The organism is Paenibacillus piscarius (assembly GCF_022234545.1).
Classification (GTDB): domain Bacteria; phylum Bacillota; class Bacilli; order Paenibacillales; family Paenibacillaceae; genus Paenibacillus_AQ; species Paenibacillus_AQ piscarius.
This window is the reverse complement of the sequence record NZ_JAIEUI010000014.1, coordinates 81,354-97,819: the sequence shown is the minus strand read 5'-3', so window position 1 is coordinate 97,819 and position 16,466 is coordinate 81,354. Positions and strand designations below refer to the sequence as shown.

At 56.3% G+C, this 16,466-nt stretch carries 17 protein-coding genes; 7 read left to right on the top strand and 10 right to left on the bottom strand.

Annotated features, from left to right (window positions below):
- Positions 1-21: 21 nt before the first annotated feature.
- Positions 22-1,125 (bottom strand): M23 family metallopeptidase, encoded by a 1,104-nt coding sequence (locus K1558_RS20905; RefSeq protein ID WP_238653607.1) that lies wholly within the window; start codon positions 1,123-1,125, stop codon positions 22-24.
- A gap of 229 nt (positions 1,126-1,354) precedes the next feature.
- Here K1558_RS20905 and lipA point away from each other — a divergent pair, with 229 nt between their 5' ends.
- A complete protein-coding gene (gene lipA / locus K1558_RS20900) occupies positions 1,355-2,263 on the top strand; it encodes a lipoyl synthase (protein WP_238653605.1) in 909 nt (302 codons plus the stop codon).
- Between the two features lie 39 nt (positions 2,264-2,302).
- Positions 2,303-2,986, top strand: a complete 684-nt coding sequence (locus tag K1558_RS20895) for a YutD family protein (protein WP_238653603.1) — start codon at positions 2,303-2,305, stop codon at positions 2,984-2,986.
- Between the two features lie 467 nt (positions 2,987-3,453).
- On the opposite strand, the gene K1558_RS20890 is transcribed toward K1558_RS20895, so the two are convergent.
- From K1558_RS20890 to ylbJ, 4 genes are all read right to left on the bottom strand, one after another.
- Positions 3,454-4,902 carry a S41 family peptidase gene (locus K1558_RS20890; protein WP_238653602.1) on the bottom strand — a complete coding sequence of 483 codons (1,449 nt, stop codon included), beginning with the start codon at positions 4,900-4,902 and terminating at the stop codon, positions 3,454-3,456.
- 31 nt (positions 4,903-4,933) lie between these two features.
- A complete protein-coding gene (locus K1558_RS20885) occupies positions 4,934-6,112 on the bottom strand; it encodes a copper amine oxidase N-terminal domain-containing protein (RefSeq protein ID WP_238653601.1) in 1,179 nt (392 codons plus the stop codon).
- Between the two features lie 209 nt (positions 6,113-6,321).
- Entirely contained in the window at positions 6,322-7,119 is a 798-nt protein-coding gene (locus K1558_RS20880) for an NAD kinase (protein ID WP_238653599.1), read from the bottom strand.
- Between the two features lie 100 nt (positions 7,120-7,219).
- A complete protein-coding gene (ylbJ, locus tag K1558_RS20875; RefSeq protein WP_238653598.1) occupies positions 7,220-8,482 on the bottom strand; it encodes a sporulation integral membrane protein YlbJ in 1,263 nt (420 codons plus the stop codon).
- A gap of 415 nt (positions 8,483-8,897) precedes the next feature.
- Here ylbJ and K1558_RS20870 point away from each other — a divergent pair, with 415 nt between their 5' ends.
- Positions 8,898-9,281 (top strand): globin domain-containing protein, encoded by a 384-nt coding sequence (locus tag K1558_RS20870; protein ID WP_238653597.1) that lies wholly within the window; start codon positions 8,898-8,900, stop codon positions 9,279-9,281.
- A gap of 28 nt (positions 9,282-9,309) precedes the next feature.
- Positions 9,310-10,014: a DUF2225 domain-containing protein gene (locus K1558_RS20865; RefSeq protein ID WP_238653595.1), complete on the top strand. Its 705-nt coding sequence runs from the start codon at positions 9,310-9,312 to the stop codon at positions 10,012-10,014.
- 72 nt (positions 10,015-10,086) lie between these two features.
- On the opposite strand, the gene K1558_RS20860 is transcribed toward K1558_RS20865, so the two are convergent.
- Both K1558_RS20860 and K1558_RS20855 read right to left on the bottom strand, forming a co-directional pair.
- On the bottom strand, positions 10,087-10,317 hold the full coding sequence (locus K1558_RS20860) for a hypothetical protein (RefSeq protein ID WP_238653594.1): 231 nt from the start codon (positions 10,315-10,317) through the stop codon (positions 10,087-10,089).
- On the bottom strand, positions 10,314-10,499 hold the full coding sequence (locus K1558_RS20855) for a YycC family protein (protein ID WP_238653592.1): 186 nt from the start codon (positions 10,497-10,499) through the stop codon (positions 10,314-10,316). Before K1558_RS20855 ends, K1558_RS20860 begins: the two co-directional genes overlap by 4 nt.
- 105 nt (positions 10,500-10,604) lie before the next feature.
- On the opposite strand from K1558_RS20855, the gene K1558_RS20850 reads away from it, so the two are divergent.
- Together K1558_RS20850 and K1558_RS20845 are read left to right on the top strand one after the other, a co-directional pair.
- On the top strand, positions 10,605-12,404 hold the full coding sequence (locus K1558_RS20850; protein ID WP_238653591.1) for a M3 family oligoendopeptidase: 1,800 nt from the start codon (positions 10,605-10,607) through the stop codon (positions 12,402-12,404).
- A gap of 369 nt (positions 12,405-12,773) precedes the next feature.
- Positions 12,774-13,184 (top strand): O-methyltransferase, encoded by a 411-nt coding sequence (locus tag K1558_RS20845; protein ID WP_238653590.1) that lies wholly within the window; start codon positions 12,774-12,776, stop codon positions 13,182-13,184.
- A gap of 123 nt (positions 13,185-13,307) precedes the next feature.
- Here K1558_RS20845 and K1558_RS20840 read toward each other — a convergent pair whose 3' ends face one another.
- Together K1558_RS20840 and K1558_RS20835 are read right to left on the bottom strand one after the other, a co-directional pair.
- Complete coding sequence (locus K1558_RS20840; RefSeq protein WP_238653684.1) at positions 13,308-13,538, bottom strand: alpha/beta-type small acid-soluble spore protein; 231 nt, start codon at positions 13,536-13,538, stop codon at positions 13,308-13,310.
- 111 nt (positions 13,539-13,649) lie between these two features.
- Positions 13,650-14,618: an aldose 1-epimerase gene (locus tag K1558_RS20835; protein WP_238653589.1), complete on the bottom strand. Its 969-nt coding sequence runs from the start codon at positions 14,616-14,618 to the stop codon at positions 13,650-13,652.
- A 442-nt stretch (positions 14,619-15,060) separates the two neighbouring features.
- On the opposite strand from K1558_RS20835, the gene trpS reads away from it, so the two are divergent.
- On the top strand, positions 15,061-16,047 hold the full coding sequence (gene trpS / locus K1558_RS20830) for a tryptophan--tRNA ligase (RefSeq protein WP_238653588.1): 987 nt from the start codon (positions 15,061-15,063) through the stop codon (positions 16,045-16,047).
- Here the strand turns inward: trpS and K1558_RS20825 are convergent.
- Positions 16,044-16,235, bottom strand: a complete 192-nt coding sequence (locus K1558_RS20825) for a hypothetical protein (protein ID WP_238653587.1) — start codon at positions 16,233-16,235, stop codon at positions 16,044-16,046. The genes trpS and K1558_RS20825 overlap by 4 nt on opposite strands.
- Positions 16,236-16,466 lie beyond the last annotated feature (231 nt).

Sequence of the window (16,466 nt, the reverse complement as noted above, 5' to 3'; positions counted from 1 at the left end):
CGGGCCGCGGGTGTCCCGAGATTATTTTTTCTTGTTCGACCGCAGCTGCCGGAATTCCTGGTTCTCCCATTGCTTGAGCAGCGGGTAGGGATCGAAGGCCCATTCTGTAATTCCGCGGTCGCGGTAGATACCATAGTGCAGATGGGGCGGGAATTTGCCCTGGGTGCCCGGATTGCCGTAGCCTGAACTGCCCACCCAGCCGATGGTCTGGCCTGGGACTACAATGTCCCCCCGCAGCAGCGACTTCTCATAGCCCATCAGATGGGCATAATAGTGGTAGCGGTTCTCAATGTCACGGATACCGATCCGCCATCCGCCATACCGGTTCCAGCCCTTGGTCTCCACGACCCCGAAGCAGGTGCTGCGGACAGTCAGGCCATGGGGGGCGAACAGATCGGTTCCTTCATGGATACGCACGCCCCCCCAGCCCCGGGCGGTTCCCCAGGTGCTGCGGTATGCATAGTTGGTGCCGATCGGCAGCGGGAAGGCGCTGCCTGCCAGGTCCAATCGTCCGAAATGCTCGTATAGCTTAGAGAACTGGGCTACCCGCTGGGAGGCCCGCCCGTTATGGTAATATTCCCAGACCGCTATACTGAAGTCGCTGGGGGAATTCCCGTACTTCAGCAGATGTCTGGCCATGCTGTATAACACATCGGCGTCATTCTCCGGGTCAGCGAGGCCGTCTCCAGATCCGTCCCATCCGAAGCCGCCGAAGAAGCGGATCGAATCCGGCTGCTTATCCTCCTGATCGGGATTGAGCGGCCCGGACCATACCGGAGCAGGAATTTGAATCCCTGTAATCCTCGCCTTGGCGGCCGCAGCATCTGCTTGTGCGGCTGCCGGGCTTTTTTTGATTCTGCCAATGGACCGTTCATATTGATCGATAGCCGCGAACCGGTACCAGGGGATTCCGGTGGCGGCGCTCATCTGCTCATAGAGCTCCATACGTGCTGCGGCCGCCGCATCTTTCGGGGCAGTTGCCGCTGCAGGAGCTTTAACGCCAGACGCTGCGGAGGAACGGGCTGCCCTGGCGTTCTCGGCAGGACTGCCGCTCCATAGCAAGGCGGCGGCCGATAGGCAGAGCAGCGTTCTGCGGGTATAAGAATTCGTTAACAAGGCCAGCATGTTCTCAACCTCCTGCGTGCGTTTGGGCAATTCGTTACGTTTCTGCTTGCGAAGACGGCACCGTGCCGGGTGCTTTTCTATAGATTGAAGCAAACGCGCCATTTTTATCCCCGTGTCTTCAGGTTCACAAAAACAGGCAATTGCCTACTCCACATGCTATAATATGAGGCAGCAAACTTTTGACAATGAAACAGTACTTCAGCGAAAGCGAAAGCGGGGTCTCATCACTTTGACTAATCGAACAGCCAAACAGCCCAAGCCAGACTGGATCAAAATCAAGTTAACCACCGGAGAAGAGTATCAGGAAATCAAGGGCATGATGCGTTCCAAGACGCTGCACACCGTATGCGAGGAAGCGCGCTGCCCGAATATTTATGAATGCTGGGCCAGCCGGACAGCCACTTTTATGATTCTGGGAGACATTTGCACCCGGGCTTGCCGGTTCTGTGCCGTCAATACAGGCTTGCCTACCGAGCTTGACCTGCAGGAGCCCGAACGTGTCGCCGAAGCGGCAGAAGGGATGCAGCTGAAGCATTGCGTGGTGACCAGCGTAGCCCGCGATGATCTGAAGGACGGCGGGGCGTCGATTTTTGCCGGTACGGTAGCCGCTATCCGTAAGCGCCTTCCGCTGTGCACCATCGAGGTGCTGATCCCGGATTTCCTGGGCGGCCGCGAGAGCCTGGCGATTGTGATGGACAGTAAGCCGGATATTCTCAACCACAATATTGAGACTGTGGAGCGGATGTCAGACCGTGTGCGGGCGAGAGCCAAATACCGACGTTCCCTGGAGCTGCTGCGCCGGGCCAAGGAGATGAAGCCGGAGATTCCGACCAAATCCAGCATTATGCTTGGTGTCGGCGAGGAATGGGACGAGATTCTTCAGGCGATGGATGACCTTAGAGCTGTAGATTGTGATATATTGACATTAGGGCAATATCTCCAGCCTTCCCCGAAGCACCTGAACGTGGAGAAATATTATCCGCCAGAGGAATTCGCGAGGCTGAAGGAAGAGGGACTGAAGCGCGGCTTCAGCCATGTCGAGGCCGGTCCGCTGGTGCGCAGCTCGTATCGTGCCCATGAGCAGGTGAAGTCGGCCGCTGTGGCCCGCGAGGCGCGTTCTTTGCAGCAGGCGGAGTAGGTCCGGAGTACTTTATTTTGAAAGGCAGGCGACACACGCTTGATCGTTATAGGTGGAAAAGGTTACGAGCTGATGCTCGATCATAAGGACGGCTGGAATCCGGAGGCATTTCGCGGAAGATACAGCGAGGTGCTCGACCGCTACGATTATATCGTCGGGGATTGGGGCTACAGCCAGTTGCGCCTCAAAGGCTTTTACCGTGATAATCACCCCAAGGTGAACCGCGATACCGCAATCTCCGGCATGGTGGATTACATCAACGAATACTGCAACTTCGGCTGCGCCTATTTCGTGCTGCATAAGCTGAAGGAAGCTCCCCAGGAGGGAAGCTACAAAGACGTCCTGACGAAGGAGGTTCCGGAGCGCGGAGCGGACGAAGAACTGGAGCAGGCCGCTGCACCTTCAGTGCAGGTGAAGGAGCACCGGGAGCCTCAGACGAAGGGGACTGGCCGGGACAGAGATGCGGCAGGCGGCTCCGGGCGGGAATCCGCAGGTAAGGAGCGCCAGGTGCGTGAGCACCAGAGCCGCAATCACCGCAACAGGGATGGCCAGGGCAAGAAGAACCACAAAGAGTATCAGGGCAGAGGCCAGGGCGGCAATCAGGGCAATGCCAATGCCAGACCGAACCGGGAGAATCATCCGGGCCGGGGCGGCAGGCAGCAGGATAACCCGAACCACTCCGGCAAGCAGGAGCATCCGGGTAAGAATAACAACCAGGGATAGGCCTGCGCAATCAAAAAGGGCGGTCCAAGCTATTATGGCTTGGGAACGCCCTTTTTTGATTGCACTAAATGTAATCGAAAAACCGATTACATTCGGCGCGGAGTGTGCGAGTGGCTCAAATGTAATCGAAAAACCGATTACATTCGGCGCTGCCTGGGCGCGTGAGCCAAATGTAATCGAAAAACCGATTACATTCGGCGGTGCCTGGGCCGCGGGCCGAATGTCATCGAAAAACCGATTACATTCGGCGGTGCCTGGGCGCGCGACCCAAATGTAATCGAAAAACCGATTACATTCGGCGGTGCCTGGGCGCGCGGGCCAAATGTCATCGAAAAACCGATCACATTCGGCGCTGTATGGGCACACGGGCCAAATGTAATCGAAAAACCGATTACATTCGGCGCGGAGTGGGCGCGCGACCCAATCGACCACCGCCCTGCCGCCGAAGCCCCATTCCGCTTAGCCGCTTATTTTACCGATAACTGCACCTGCTTCTGCGCGCCGTTGTAGCTCCACACGAGCTGCGGGAACTTCTTCTTGAAGGCGTTCAGCTCGATGAACGTCTCCCCGTCCTGGTAGAGCGCATCCTTGGAGGCCAGCGAGAACCCGGCTACAGTGCCGGTTCCTGCGGTGAGCAGCACCTTCTTGTTCTTGGCATCCCAGGAGACGTCGTTCTCGACAAGGGCAGCCAGCACGCGGGAGGCGGCGTACACCTTATCCCCCTGCTTGATCAGGCCGACATTCCCGGCAAAAGCAGAGCCGTTGATATCAAGAATATGGTGGTCACCCGAGAGGGTGATGTTGCTCATGCCGGCAATCTGCAGGGCGGTAATCAGCTGAGCTGTTTTACCCTTGACCTCGATGTCCGGCGCAAGGCCGATATGGTTGAAATCTTCCTTGTTCGGAGTCAGGTACTTCATCGTAGTCAGCTTCAGCTCGCCGCCGTCTGACATCGGAATCAGGCTCTGAATCCGCGCCTTGCCGTAAGAGCGTGTGCCGACAATGGTCGCCAGCTTGTTGTCCCGCAGGGCACCGGTCAGGGCTTCCGAGGCGCTGGCGGTATATTCGTTGGTCAGGACGACCACCGGAACGCCGATTTTGCTGCCGTTCGTGATCGTTACTGGCTTCAGGGCGCCGGTCTGATCGGAGGTGTACATCATGATTCCGGCATCCATGAACTTGGAGACGATATTCTGGGCGCTGTCCATGTAGCCGCCCGTATTGTCGCGCAGATCCAGCACCAGGGATTTCATTCCGGCAGAACGCATCTTGTCCAGTGCTGCAGCGAATTCCTCGTCGGCCGTTTGGGTGAAGCCGTTGATGGCAATATAGGCAATCTTGGGACCGATGATTTTGCTCGTTACTGACGTGGTGGCAATTTCGCTGCGGGTAACGGTATAAGACTTGTTAGCTCCGTTGCGCTGGACCAGCAGGGACACCTTGGTGCCCGCCTGGCCGCTCAGCTCATCGCCTTGCAGATCGGCCACCCGCACGCCATTGATCTTGAGGATGGAGTCGCCGCGCTTCAGCCCTGCCTTCTCGGCCGGTGAGCCGCTCATCACCTCTTCGATGTAGAGCTCTTTCGCCGTTGACATGAGCCGGACGCCTATTCCGACATATTCAAGGTCCACCTGATGGCCGAAGGCAGCGGCTTCTTCACGGTCAAAGTATTGGCTGTACGGATCGTCCAGCGTGTTCACCATGCCGTCAATCGCACCGCGGATCAGTGTACTCTGGTCAACGCCCTCCACATTGTAATACTCAAGATACTGCATAATTTCATTGATAATTTCGGTTTTGGAGGCTTCCGCTTTGGTTGCTTCTGCCGCTTCTGCCGCTGAAGCGGAAGGAGCCCAGACGATGGATAAGGCCATACAGCCGCTGAGGACTGCGCTGATGATTTTGGCTGATTTCATGTGTCAACATCCTTTAGATGAAATTTGAAGTTCAGGATTGCTCCGCTTTGAAGCTGATATGATACGTATCATCAATCGTCCAGGACCCGCTGCCGGACTGGGACAACAGGAAGATCAGGGACTGGGTGTAGGTCTCCTTCGACTCACTGTCATTAATGGTGACCTCAGCATAGACTGCCGCTTCGCCGGCTGCATAGTAGTAGATATTCGTTGAAACCGGGGAATAGCCAAGGCTGTAATTTGCAAAAAAGTCCTCCAGCTCTTCCTTGCTGGCCGTATCATATTCCTCGCCGAACGAGGTCATAACGGCCATGGTGCCTGCGACATTCTTGGCTGTCATGTTCTGATAGTACCCGCTCACCGTATTCTTAATCGCTGCCGCGTCACTCTGGGGAACCACCGCGGGCTTCATCCCTTGTTCACGGGTCAGGAGCACTGAGGAATCCTGCAGATCCATGCCGGAGATTCTCCAGACGCCGTTCTTGTACACCAGGGTGTACAAATACTCGTACTGCTCGTCCGGCATGTAGAGACCGCCAGTCCGCACGGACCGCTCCACTGTGTGAACGGTAGCTGAATTGCCGGTAAGACTAAGGATCTTGAGGCTGTCGATCGTATTGCGGAGATCATACAGCTCGAACTGGGATTTCATATGCTCTACAGCTTCTGCAGGGTCCGCTTCGTCAGTGAGCGAATAGAAGCTCTGGGCCTGTTCTTCATTGTAATACTTGTTGGATAACTGGATGAGTGCTCTGACCTCCTGCTCCATAGCGGATGAGGACTGCGGCACGGTAATCTTCACGCTCCGGCTGGAGGCTTCCCAGACGGCTGTGCCGCCGGTGGCTTCTGCGATGAAGCGCAGGGGTATGTAAGTGGTACCTGCTGCCGAGACAGGCGCGACCGTGAGCTGCTTGACCGTCCCGTTGATGCTGGCCCGCTTGCTGCCGACCTTCAGGCGGATATTCAGATCCGGCCCGGTGCCGGTTACCGTCCCCGTCTGGGCCTCCCACAGCACCTGAAGTCCAAGCCGCTCAAAAATAGCGCGGAACGGCACAAGCACCGTGTTATTCTTCAGATAGGGAGCTCCGGCCGCGAAGGTAAGGCTGCTGCCGTTAATATAGACTTGAATGGGCTTATCTGCTGCAACAGCCGGAACGGCCAAGACCAGGGCCAGCAGGCTGATGCTGAGCAGGGACAACAATTTCTTCAATAGATTCTCTCCTCGTCAATTAGAAAACTTTGTAAAATAGAATCATTATACCACCTGAAATTTCACTCTGTCTATTCATTCTGTAAGGGATCCGCAGAAGCGGCTGAGGCGGCATGAGAAAGCCGGAGAAGCAGGGCATCTCCGGCTGTAACCATACTACAAATCGAGGCGCCGCCCGGATGGCGCTGCCGCTCTTCTCTCAGGCAACGTCAGACCAGAAAGGCCTCGCGCACCCGGTTCCAGAAGGGGAAGGGGCGGTAGCGGGCGAAGCTGATTTTCTTGGTGGAGACCTGGGCGCGGACAGAGATCAGATCATCCACAGGAATATTGTTATGGTCAATGGTCAGCAGCAGACGCTGCTCCTTGCGCGAGAAAATATCGCAGTGATGATGCTTCGGCAGCAGCAGCGGAGAGCCCATCGTCCGGAATACCCGGTTATTAATCGAGGCAATTTCGGCAATCTGCAGCGCTTCGATGGAGGGGTGCACCATGGCGCCTCCCAGACTTTTGTTATAGGCGGTGCTGCCGGAAGGGGTGGAGACACACAGCCCGTCCCCGCGGAACATCTCGAAGGTGACATCGTTGATATCCACCTGAATGACAACCGTTCCGTCAACGCCCTTCAAGGTAAACTCATTCAGGGCAATATGCGAGCTTGAGCCCGACTGCTTGTGAATCTCCAGCTCCAGCAGCGGATACTTCACGATACGCGGCTGATTAGGGCCAGCTTCACCGCACATATAATCAATCAGCTTGGGCAGCTCTTCGGCCTGCCAATCCGCGTAGAAGCCCAGATGGCCGGTATGCACGCCGACAAAAGCCAGGTTCGGGATCTGGTCAATAAACGTGTGAAAGGCGTGCAGCATGGTGCCGTCGCCGCCGATCGAGATCACGATTTCGGGAGACTTGGCATCCAGCTCCAGATTCCGGCCGGCCGCCAGCTTGTGAAATTGCTCCGCTAGTTGGATGGACAATTCATCTCCGCGGTCCAGAACATAGTATCTCAAGATGTACAGGCTCCTTTATCTATTTCAGTCATACACCGATCATAATCAATCTTGACCCGGAACACAATATCAGCGCCTGATTCTGAACGGTGGAGACGAATTACCGGCGCACCAGCAGACGCCGCAGCCTGCTGAGCGCGAGGACCAGGCCGGACAGGACAAGCAGCACGGCCAGCAGCAAGGCGAAGAGGCGGAGGCTAATCCAGGCTCCCTGAGGCGCGGCCAGCCCGTAAGCAGCGGGAAGCGTGCTCCACGCAGCGGCGAAGCCGGAGCCGGTGACAGGCTCCCACAGCAGCAGAAGCAGTCCAGCAGCGAGCAGGGCATGGACGAGGCGGGCCAGCATGAACGGAAGGTACCGCAGGCCGGTACCATTCAGAATGCTGGCGACCTGGGCGTGGACGGATAACCCGCCCCAGGAGAGAATGAAGGCTGCCGCTGCAGCCTTGAACTGCAGGGGAATGCCTCCGGCGGCTTCACCTGCCGAACGGGCGCCGAGGGTGACCTCGAACAGCCCGCTGACCAGAGCGGCAGAGAGCTCGTGCGGGAAGCCGGCAAGCGAGAGCAGCCGTCCGGTCACACTGAACAGCGCGGACATGATACCCGCGCGGGCGAGCAGCTCCATCAATACATTGAAGAAGACCACCAGGCCTCCGACTACAATAATAAGCTGAAGGGAGGAGGCTACGGCACTCTTCAGCAGCTCTCCCAGGGTCCGGCCGTCATTGCGGCGGGCCTCAGCCATCGCATTCAGCGCGGTGCGCAGCCTTCCGTACCCCGGACGCTCGGCCGGGCCAGGGGAAGCGGAAGCAGCCGGAGGAGCGGCGTCCCCGCCCGGGTTCCCAGATCCGCTCCGGCCATGGAAAGCCATCAGCAGGCCGACAATCAGCCCGCTTCCGTAATGCGCAAGCGCAAGCACGAGCCCCAGCGAAGCGTCATGAAAGAAGCCGACCGACACAGCGCCCAGCAGAAAAATCGGATCTGAAGAGGTCGTGAACGCCACCAGACGCTCACCCTCCACCCTGCTGAGCATATTCTGCTCGCGCAGCTTGGCGGTTAATTTGGCGCCGACGGGGTATCCTGATACATATCCCATGGCGGCCACGAATCCGCCGCTGCCGGGGATATTGAAGAGCGGACGCATGAGCGGATCCAGCAGTGCGCCGAACAGATGGACAATGCCGAAGCCGAGCAGCATTTCCGAGATGACGAAGAACGGAAACAGCGAGGGGAACAGCACGTCCCACCAGACGGCAAGCCCGCGCAGCGCCGCGTCCAGCGAGCCCCCGGGGTGAATCAGCATCAGCAGCATACAGCCTGCCAGCACACTCCCCAGCAGCAGACCGGCATGTTTGTTCAGAATCATCGGTTGTCGCCTCCAGTTCTATGCTTAGATGTATGCCGGAAGCTGGACAAACAGCACAAAAAAACGTGGAAAACGGTTACATTTACCGGTGCTTTTTCGTTGAAATTATGATAATATAAACTTAATTAATGCACATCGTTTTGAGATGATTTTCGAGGGATGGAGTGATGGTGATGAGTGTAGTTGCCGGAGTTCTCGTTTGTGCTTTTGTATATGTGATCCGGGTCTCTCTTGTCCCGCCTGGTGATGAAGAATTTAGAACCTATTGAATAGCTCAAGAGCGCTGGACTCCGGTCCGGCGCCTTTTTTTGTAGACGATGCGGGTCTTTAGGCAGGGATAACCGCAGGACGTATTTTTTGTTATAATGATTAACGACCGCTGGTTAGTTTAATATGGAAGAAGGCGAAGCCTCCAATGAATCCGAATGCAAGCCTGTATGATAATCTGGGAGGTGCTGAGGGTCTTCACCGCCTGGTTACCGTGTTCTACGATAAGGTGCAGCTTCATCCGCAGCTCGGCCCGTTATTTCCGGAAGATATCACTCCTGTGCTGGAGAAGCAATATCAGTTCCTGAGCCAGTTCTTCGGCGGCCCTGCACTCTATTCGGAGCAGCACGGCCACCCGATGATGCGCGCAAGGCATATGCATGTCCCTATTACACCGGACCGGGCAGATGATTGGTTCGGCTGTATGAAGGAAGCACTTGAAGAGACCGGCGTGGAAGAGCCTTTGCGCTCGTTCGTGCTCAGCCGGCTGGCGGGTCCTGCACATCATTTTGTCAATATGCCCCAAGAATAAGCGTTGTTGTGAAAGGATGAGGGCACCCGTGCCGGAATTAATCCCGCTCTACTCAATTAAGGTAACCTGCTGCAATTGTGAACAAGAATTCTCCACCTCAAGAGTCCGTCCCAGTCTCAAAAAAGCCATCCGCCGCGATGCGGACTTCTGCTCCTATTATAAGGCGGAGAATCCCGATTACTATGTCGTCCGGGTCTGCCCCAAATGCGGCTTCGCCTCTACAGAGAATTCGGCGGACAAGCTGGCGGACTGGCAGCGCAAGTCCTTCGACTCCCAGGTCGGCAGACGCTGGCAGGCCCGCGATTTCGGGGAAAAGCGCACCTGGGAGGAAGCCCTGGAGACCTATAAGCTGGCCCTGATCTGCGCGCAGAGCATTAACGACAAGGAACGGATCATCGCCAGTCTGCTGCATCATATTGCCTGGCTGTACCGCTATCAGGGGAATACAGAGCAGGAGCAGCGGTTCCTCCGCTATTCGCTGGATGAATACGTCAAGGTGTTCGAGAACGATTCTTCCGGCGGCAACGATGCCCGCCTGATGTATCTGATCGGAGAATTGAACCGGCGGGTGGGCGACTTTCCTGCCGCGGTGCGCTGGTTCTCCCGGGTAGTCAATGACCAGCGGATTGTGGATGCGGCGATGATCCGCGCCTCGCGCGAGCAGTGGGCAATTCTGCGGGAGCAGATGCGCGGGGAGGATGCTGATCCGGACGGGCTGCATTCTGTTACATAGGCAGCAGGAAGAGGCACAGAAGAGTGATGCTCCTGTGCCTCTGTCCGGTTATAAGGTGCCGGGCATCCGGTATCAGCGGACCGCCCGGTCGAACAGCAGATAGTCATTGTCGTTGTCGACGACGGTGGGGCTGGCGCTGCAGCAGGGGAAGACGAGCAGTCTTTTTTTGCCTTCGCGCACACGCTGAAGCTCCTTCGGCCGCATCGGCAGCAGGACATTCTCCCGGCCGCAGAACGGGCAGTACTGGACGTACATGTCCCCCAGAATGATCTCATAAGGCCAGGCGTGGCTGAAAGGAATCATTGCTTATCCTGCCCGTCAGAGGAACCGGAGCTTTCGTCTGGCCCGCTGCCGGTCTTTTTGGATAGCTCGGCAATTTTTTGCAGCAGAATATGCTGGGGCATATGCATCAGGTGCTCCAGCGGAACGCCGAGTTGCTTCGATAAGGTAACCGCCGTCTCCGGCGAGATTTGCAGTGGCTTCACAAGAAGGCCCTCCTTGCTGTGGTGGAGTATTGATCTTCACTTTACCATGGCTGCACCGCAAACACAAAAAGAAAACCAATAAGAGCAAAGGAATGGTGAGCATCAATGAAACAACCGTTATCGCTGACATGGGAGCTGGATTCGATTTTTGCGGGGGGCTCCGCCTCGCCGCAGTTCGAGAGCTTCCTGAGCCAGCTGGAATCCGATATTGAGAAGCTGCGCGGACAGGTGGCTGCGGCTGCCGCACCTGCGGATGTGGACGGCACCCGTCAGCTGGACGGCGTGATCGAGCTGCTGCAGAGCTGTGCGGGACGCCTTACCCAAGCGGCGGAATTCACCGGCTGCCTGGGTGCCCAGAATCAGCTCGACAAGGGAGCGGTCCGGCTGTCGTCCAAGGTGATGGGGCTGCGTGCAGGGTATGAGGGAATCAGCTCTGCCTTCGACAACGTGCTGCGGGAGACGCCGGATGATGTATGGGCCGGATGGATGGCGCGGCCGGAGATTGCGCAGCTTAGCTTCGTGCTCGGTGAGAGCCGGGACCTGGCCCGTGAGAAGATGAGCCCGGAGCTGGAGAGCCTGGCGCTTGAGCTGGCTGTCGACGGCTACCATGGCTGGAGCGAGCATTACGAGACGATTGTCGGCGAGATCAAGATTCCTTTTGCGGATGAAGAAGGTGAGAAGCTGCTGTCCGCCGGGCAGGCCTTCAACAAGCTCTCCGATGAGGACCCTGAGGTCCGCCGCACGATGTTCCGCAAATGGGAAGAGGCCTGGGGCGGCGCTGCCGACTACTGTGCGGACACCCTGAACCATCTGGCCGGCTTCCGCCTGAAGCTGTACAAGGGCCGGGGCTGGGAGGATGTGCTGAAGGAGCCGCTCAGCATCAACCGGATGTCGCGGGAGACGCTTGATGTGATGTGGGATGTCATTACGAAGAGCAAGCCGGCTCTGGTCTCCTATCTGAAGCGCAAGGCGGAGCTGCTGGGCCTGGAGTCCCTGGCCTGGACCGATGTCGAAGCGCCTGTAGGCAAATCCTCCGGCAAAATCCCTTATGATCAGGCAGCAGCCGACATCGTGACCCAGTTCCGCAAATTCAGTCCGAAGCTGGCGGATTTCGCTGAACGCGCCTTCGACAATAACTGGATTGAGGTCGAAGACCGTCCGGCCAAGCGCCCGGGAGGCTTCTGCGTGTCGTTCCCGGAGAGCAGGGAATCACGTATCTTCATGACTTACAGCGGCACTCCGTCCAATGTGTCCACGCTTGCGCATGAGCTGGGCCATGCGTATCACTCCTTCCTGCTGGAGGATCAGCCGTTCTTCAATCAGAACTATGCGATGAATGTGGCCGAGACGGCTTCCACGTTCGCCGAGGTCATTGTAGCGGATGCGCAGGTGAAGGCGGCAGACAGCAATGAAGAGAAGCTGGCCTTGCTGGAAGCGAAGATTCAGAACAGTGTGGCCTTCTTCATGAATATTCATGCCCGTTTCCTGTTCGAGACCCGCTTCTATGAGAAGCGCAAGGAAGGACTGGTCAGCAGTGATGAGTTGTCACAGCTGATGGTGGAAGCACAGAAGGAAGCGTTCTGCGGGGTTCTCTCGGAATATCACCCGCATTTCTGGGCCTCCAAGCTGCATTTCTATATCACGGATGTACCGTTCTATAACTTCCCGTACACTGTCGGATATATGTTCAGCACCGGCCTGTACCGGCTTGCTCTGCAGGAAGGCGCCTCCTTCGCGGACAAGTATGACAGCCTGCTGCAGGATACCGGGGTGATGACACTGGAGCAGCTGGTCGCGAAGCACCTGGGAGTTGATCTGACCCGGCCGGATTTCTGGCAGGGGGCCGCAGACCTGATCGTGGAGGATATTCATGAATTCCTTAAGATGACAGAGCAGCGCGGCTAAGAGTTTGTCGGAAATAAGGCGAATCAGGCAAATTCTCGATTACTTATCATGCGAAAATTATGTGTTAATGCGCAAGGACCCCGGAAACGGGGTCTTTTGCTATCAGATTTTTGTCGAATAAGGACGATAAAAGTTTGGATTTTGCCCATATGTTTAAGAAGATTGCGCATTTATAGGGATTATAACCCAATTATGTTGAATAATGTTGTGCATGCTTAATTAGTACCCTATAATGAGCCTAAAGCCTTATATAAGCGCTGCTAAGCTGATCTTCTGCCCACAAACATTAAGCAACTGCTTAGGACAGCAAGTTTTGTGAGAAGCAGAGCCGCTAGGCTGCATCACCCACAAGACGTTTTTTAGGAGGAAATGGTTGTGAAGACGGAACATTTATCGCTGGCCAGACAGATCGATCTCGTGTTTCACGAGCTGCAGGAGGAATTGTCAGGACTGAATTCAGGGACCGTGTTTGTACAGATCAGGAACAACATTATCGGCAAATTTGGCATCCGCCATCATCCGCTTGCGGGACGCAGCGGCAGCTTCTCTGCCGAGCAGGGAGGGCTGACCTCCGTCCAGCAGGCCTCATTCCGGGCTATGGCGCTGGAGAGCCTGAAGTACAAGAAGCGGTGGACACATGGTGAGATCAGCTACGAATTTTGCGTATGTCAGGGCATGATCGTGGTGGATGCCACACTGGAATCGAACTACAATATGGCCAATCTGCTGATCCGCAACACGCGCAGCAGGGGGGATGTTCCGGACCAGTCCTTTGGCTGATCTCTATGCTGATTCCTACATAGACAAAAGCCCCCCTGTGCTTCGACGAGAAGCGCAGGGGGGCTGTGAAGCTGCTCGGTCTATGCCTCGCGGCTTAACCGGATCTTAAAGATAAGACTGCTACTACGAACGACCGGAGAGCTGTTGCTCTGCCAGTTGTACCAGACGTTTGGTGATATATCCTCCCAAAGAACCAGTTTCGCGGGAAGTATAGTTACCATAATAACCGTCTGCCGGGATCGTTACTCCAAGCTCCTGTGCTGCTTCATATTTCAACTGCTGCAGCGCTGCATTTGCCTGAGGAACGACCAGGTTGTTGGAACGGCTACCACGACCTTGTTGACCTTGACCCATACCCATGTGTGTTCACCTCCTTCGCCCGTTGTGAAGATAGTATGAGCGCTAGGAGAAGAATTCATGCACGGGTTACGAAGGTTTATAGGATGGTAATTATATGAAATTGGGCTATTCCGGATAAATGAGCTGCAGCGAGCTGTCCAGCGCAAGCGTCTGGCCCGGCTCCAGCGTGAGAAGTCCGGTAAGGGAAGCCTCCTGCGGGAGGTTAGGTGCATCCGGCAGCCAGGTCAGCGGCTCTATGCACAGATACTGGTCTGCCTCTCCCTTGGTATATAGAATCCAGTGGCGGAACAGCTTCCCGTCAGCCGAGTACCGCAGCCCGTAGCCGTCGTCACGCATCAGCACAGCTTCGGCAGGCTGCTGCTCTGCCAGATGCAGGACAGTGTCCAGATTCATGCCTTGCAGATTCAAGCCGCTGTGCAGGCTCTTCAGTTCGCCGAGAGGGAGCATCCGTCCGCTGGAGAGCAGCTCTTCGTTCAGCTCGCAGACCGACTCGGCAGGAAGTGTTACTTCCCAGCTTCCGGGGGTGCCGTCAAGCATGAACCAGGTATGATAACCTGCGGCGAACGGAACGGGAGTACTGCCGAGGTGGGTGACCTTCAGAGTCTGCCGGAGCCGGGCATCCTGAAGGCGGAAGGTCATCTCAAGCTTCAACGGCTCGGGGAACTGCCTGATCCAGTCGGGATCATCGGAGGTGATGAATTCCGTTGTTACCGCACAGCCGTCCTCGTCTTCTTCAATATCGCTGACACACCAGGCCTGGGTGCGGTGCAGCCCGTGAATATGATGCTCACCTGCATTGCGGTCGAACCGGTAGCTTGTGCCTCCGAACTGGAACTGCCCGCCGCGTATGCGTCCAGGCGGTACCAGGAGGGGGATGCCGAAATGATAAGGCTTCTGCAGATAAGAGTTCAGATCGCTCTCATCCGGCTGGCGGACAATCTGCCGCTCCTTGATGCGGTCCCATAAAGAGATCACGTTGTTGCCCAGCCGGGGCAGAAGCGTAACTTCGAGTTCCCGGCTATGCAAAATATACGTATCATAACCGTTCCACTGCCCTTTGGTCACCTGTTTCATGAGAGATATGCTCCTTTGATAAGCTGTAATCGGATCACAACACGAATACCTATATCATACCAGATTTATCCCGCGGTGGTTAGGGAATTGACAACTTCTCCGGTTCGCTCTATGATGGATGCATCTATAACGGTAACAACGTGATGACAGGGACAAGTAAGCAGGGATTGTATCCTCCAGAAAGCCGGTGGCTGATGTGAACCGGCGGTGCACCTCTGACTGAATGGACCCTTGAGCGCCGCGCTCGAACAGGCTGCATGCCTCAAGTAGACCGGCCGGCTCTTCCCCGTTAACGGAAGCCAAGGCGGTTAGTCTGTACCCTGCGGGGGCAGTCAGCAGCGAATAAGGGTGGTACCACGGTCTCACGTCCCTTGCGGATGTGGGGCTTTTTTGCGTACTGCGCAAGGTATTGATCCAGATTAAGAAGATGGAGGACAAGAGGATGAAAAAAGTATTATCAGGCATTCAGCCCAGCGGCTCGCTTACCCTTGGGAATTACATCGGGGCGATCAAGAATTTCGTCAAGCTTCAAAAAGAATATGAGTGCTTCTTCATGGTGGTCGATCTCCATGCGATTACAGTGGCTCAGGACCCGGAAGCTCTCCGTGAGCAATCGGAATCGGTAGCTGCGTTGTATCTGGCTGCAGGGATTGATCCTTCAATGGCGCATGTCTATATGCAGTCCCATGTACCGCAGCATGCGGAGCTGGGATGGATTCTGACCACGCTGACCGCCATGGGCGAGCTGGAACGGATGACCCAGTTCAAGGATAAATCAGCGGGCAAGGAATCCGTAGGGGCAGGCCTGTTCGTATATCCGGCGCTGATGGCTGCAGATATCCTGATCTACAATGCCGACCTTGTGCCGGTGGGTGAAGACCAGAAGCAGCATCTGGAGCTGACCCGCGACCTGGCGGGACGCTTCAATCACCGGTTCGGTGACTTCTTCACGATTCCGGAGCCGTACATCCCTGAGGTCGGGGCGCGGATTATGTCCCTGGACGACGGAACCAAGAAGATGAGCAAAAGCGATCCGAATGCCGGCAGCAGAATCGGCCTCTTGGACCCGCCGGATGTCATCCGCAAGAAGATCAGCCGGGCCACCACGGACTCGGGACGCGAGATCATCTTCGATCCGGCCAATAAGCCGGAGATCAGCAACCTGATGAGCATTTACGCCGAGTGCTCCGGGATGAGCCTACAGCAGATTGCTGATAAGTATGAGGGGCAGATGTACGGCGGCTTCAAGAAGGAGCTTGGTGAAGTGGTGGTTGCACTGCTGGAGCCGCTGCAGCAGCGGTACCAGGAGATCCGCAGCTCCGGCATGCTGGCCGATATTCTGGCGCAGGGCGCCGAGAGCGCGCGCGATAACGCTGCCCGTACGCTGGCAGCGGTGAAGGAGCGGATGGGCTTCCTGCCCGCCCGCTAAGAAGAAGGCTGCTTGCTCTCCGCCTTGCGTCTCAGACGGGCCTTCACAATGAATCCCCAGCCGATGTTCAGCACGCAGAGGAACCCGAGCAGCAGCGCGAGCCAGATGTTATAGCTGATGGAGATGGAAGCGGCTGTAAGTATAAGAATTGAAGAGCAGGCGAACCACAATGACAGACCTTTACCCATTGTCCAGCCTTCCTTTCTGCTGCAATAGCAATTGAATGAATCCCGGTGTGCTGCTTGGCATGCCGGGATTTTTGTATGTTCATTTGTATGTCCATCAAAGGAATTCACTTTTATTGTAGATTGTGCCTTATGCGCTTCCTGCCGTCAAGGGAGGAATCACAACACAAGGAGCCGCCCGCGGCGGCCGTTGCTAACGGCTTGCAGGACAGCTCCTCATTGGGTGTTCGATAT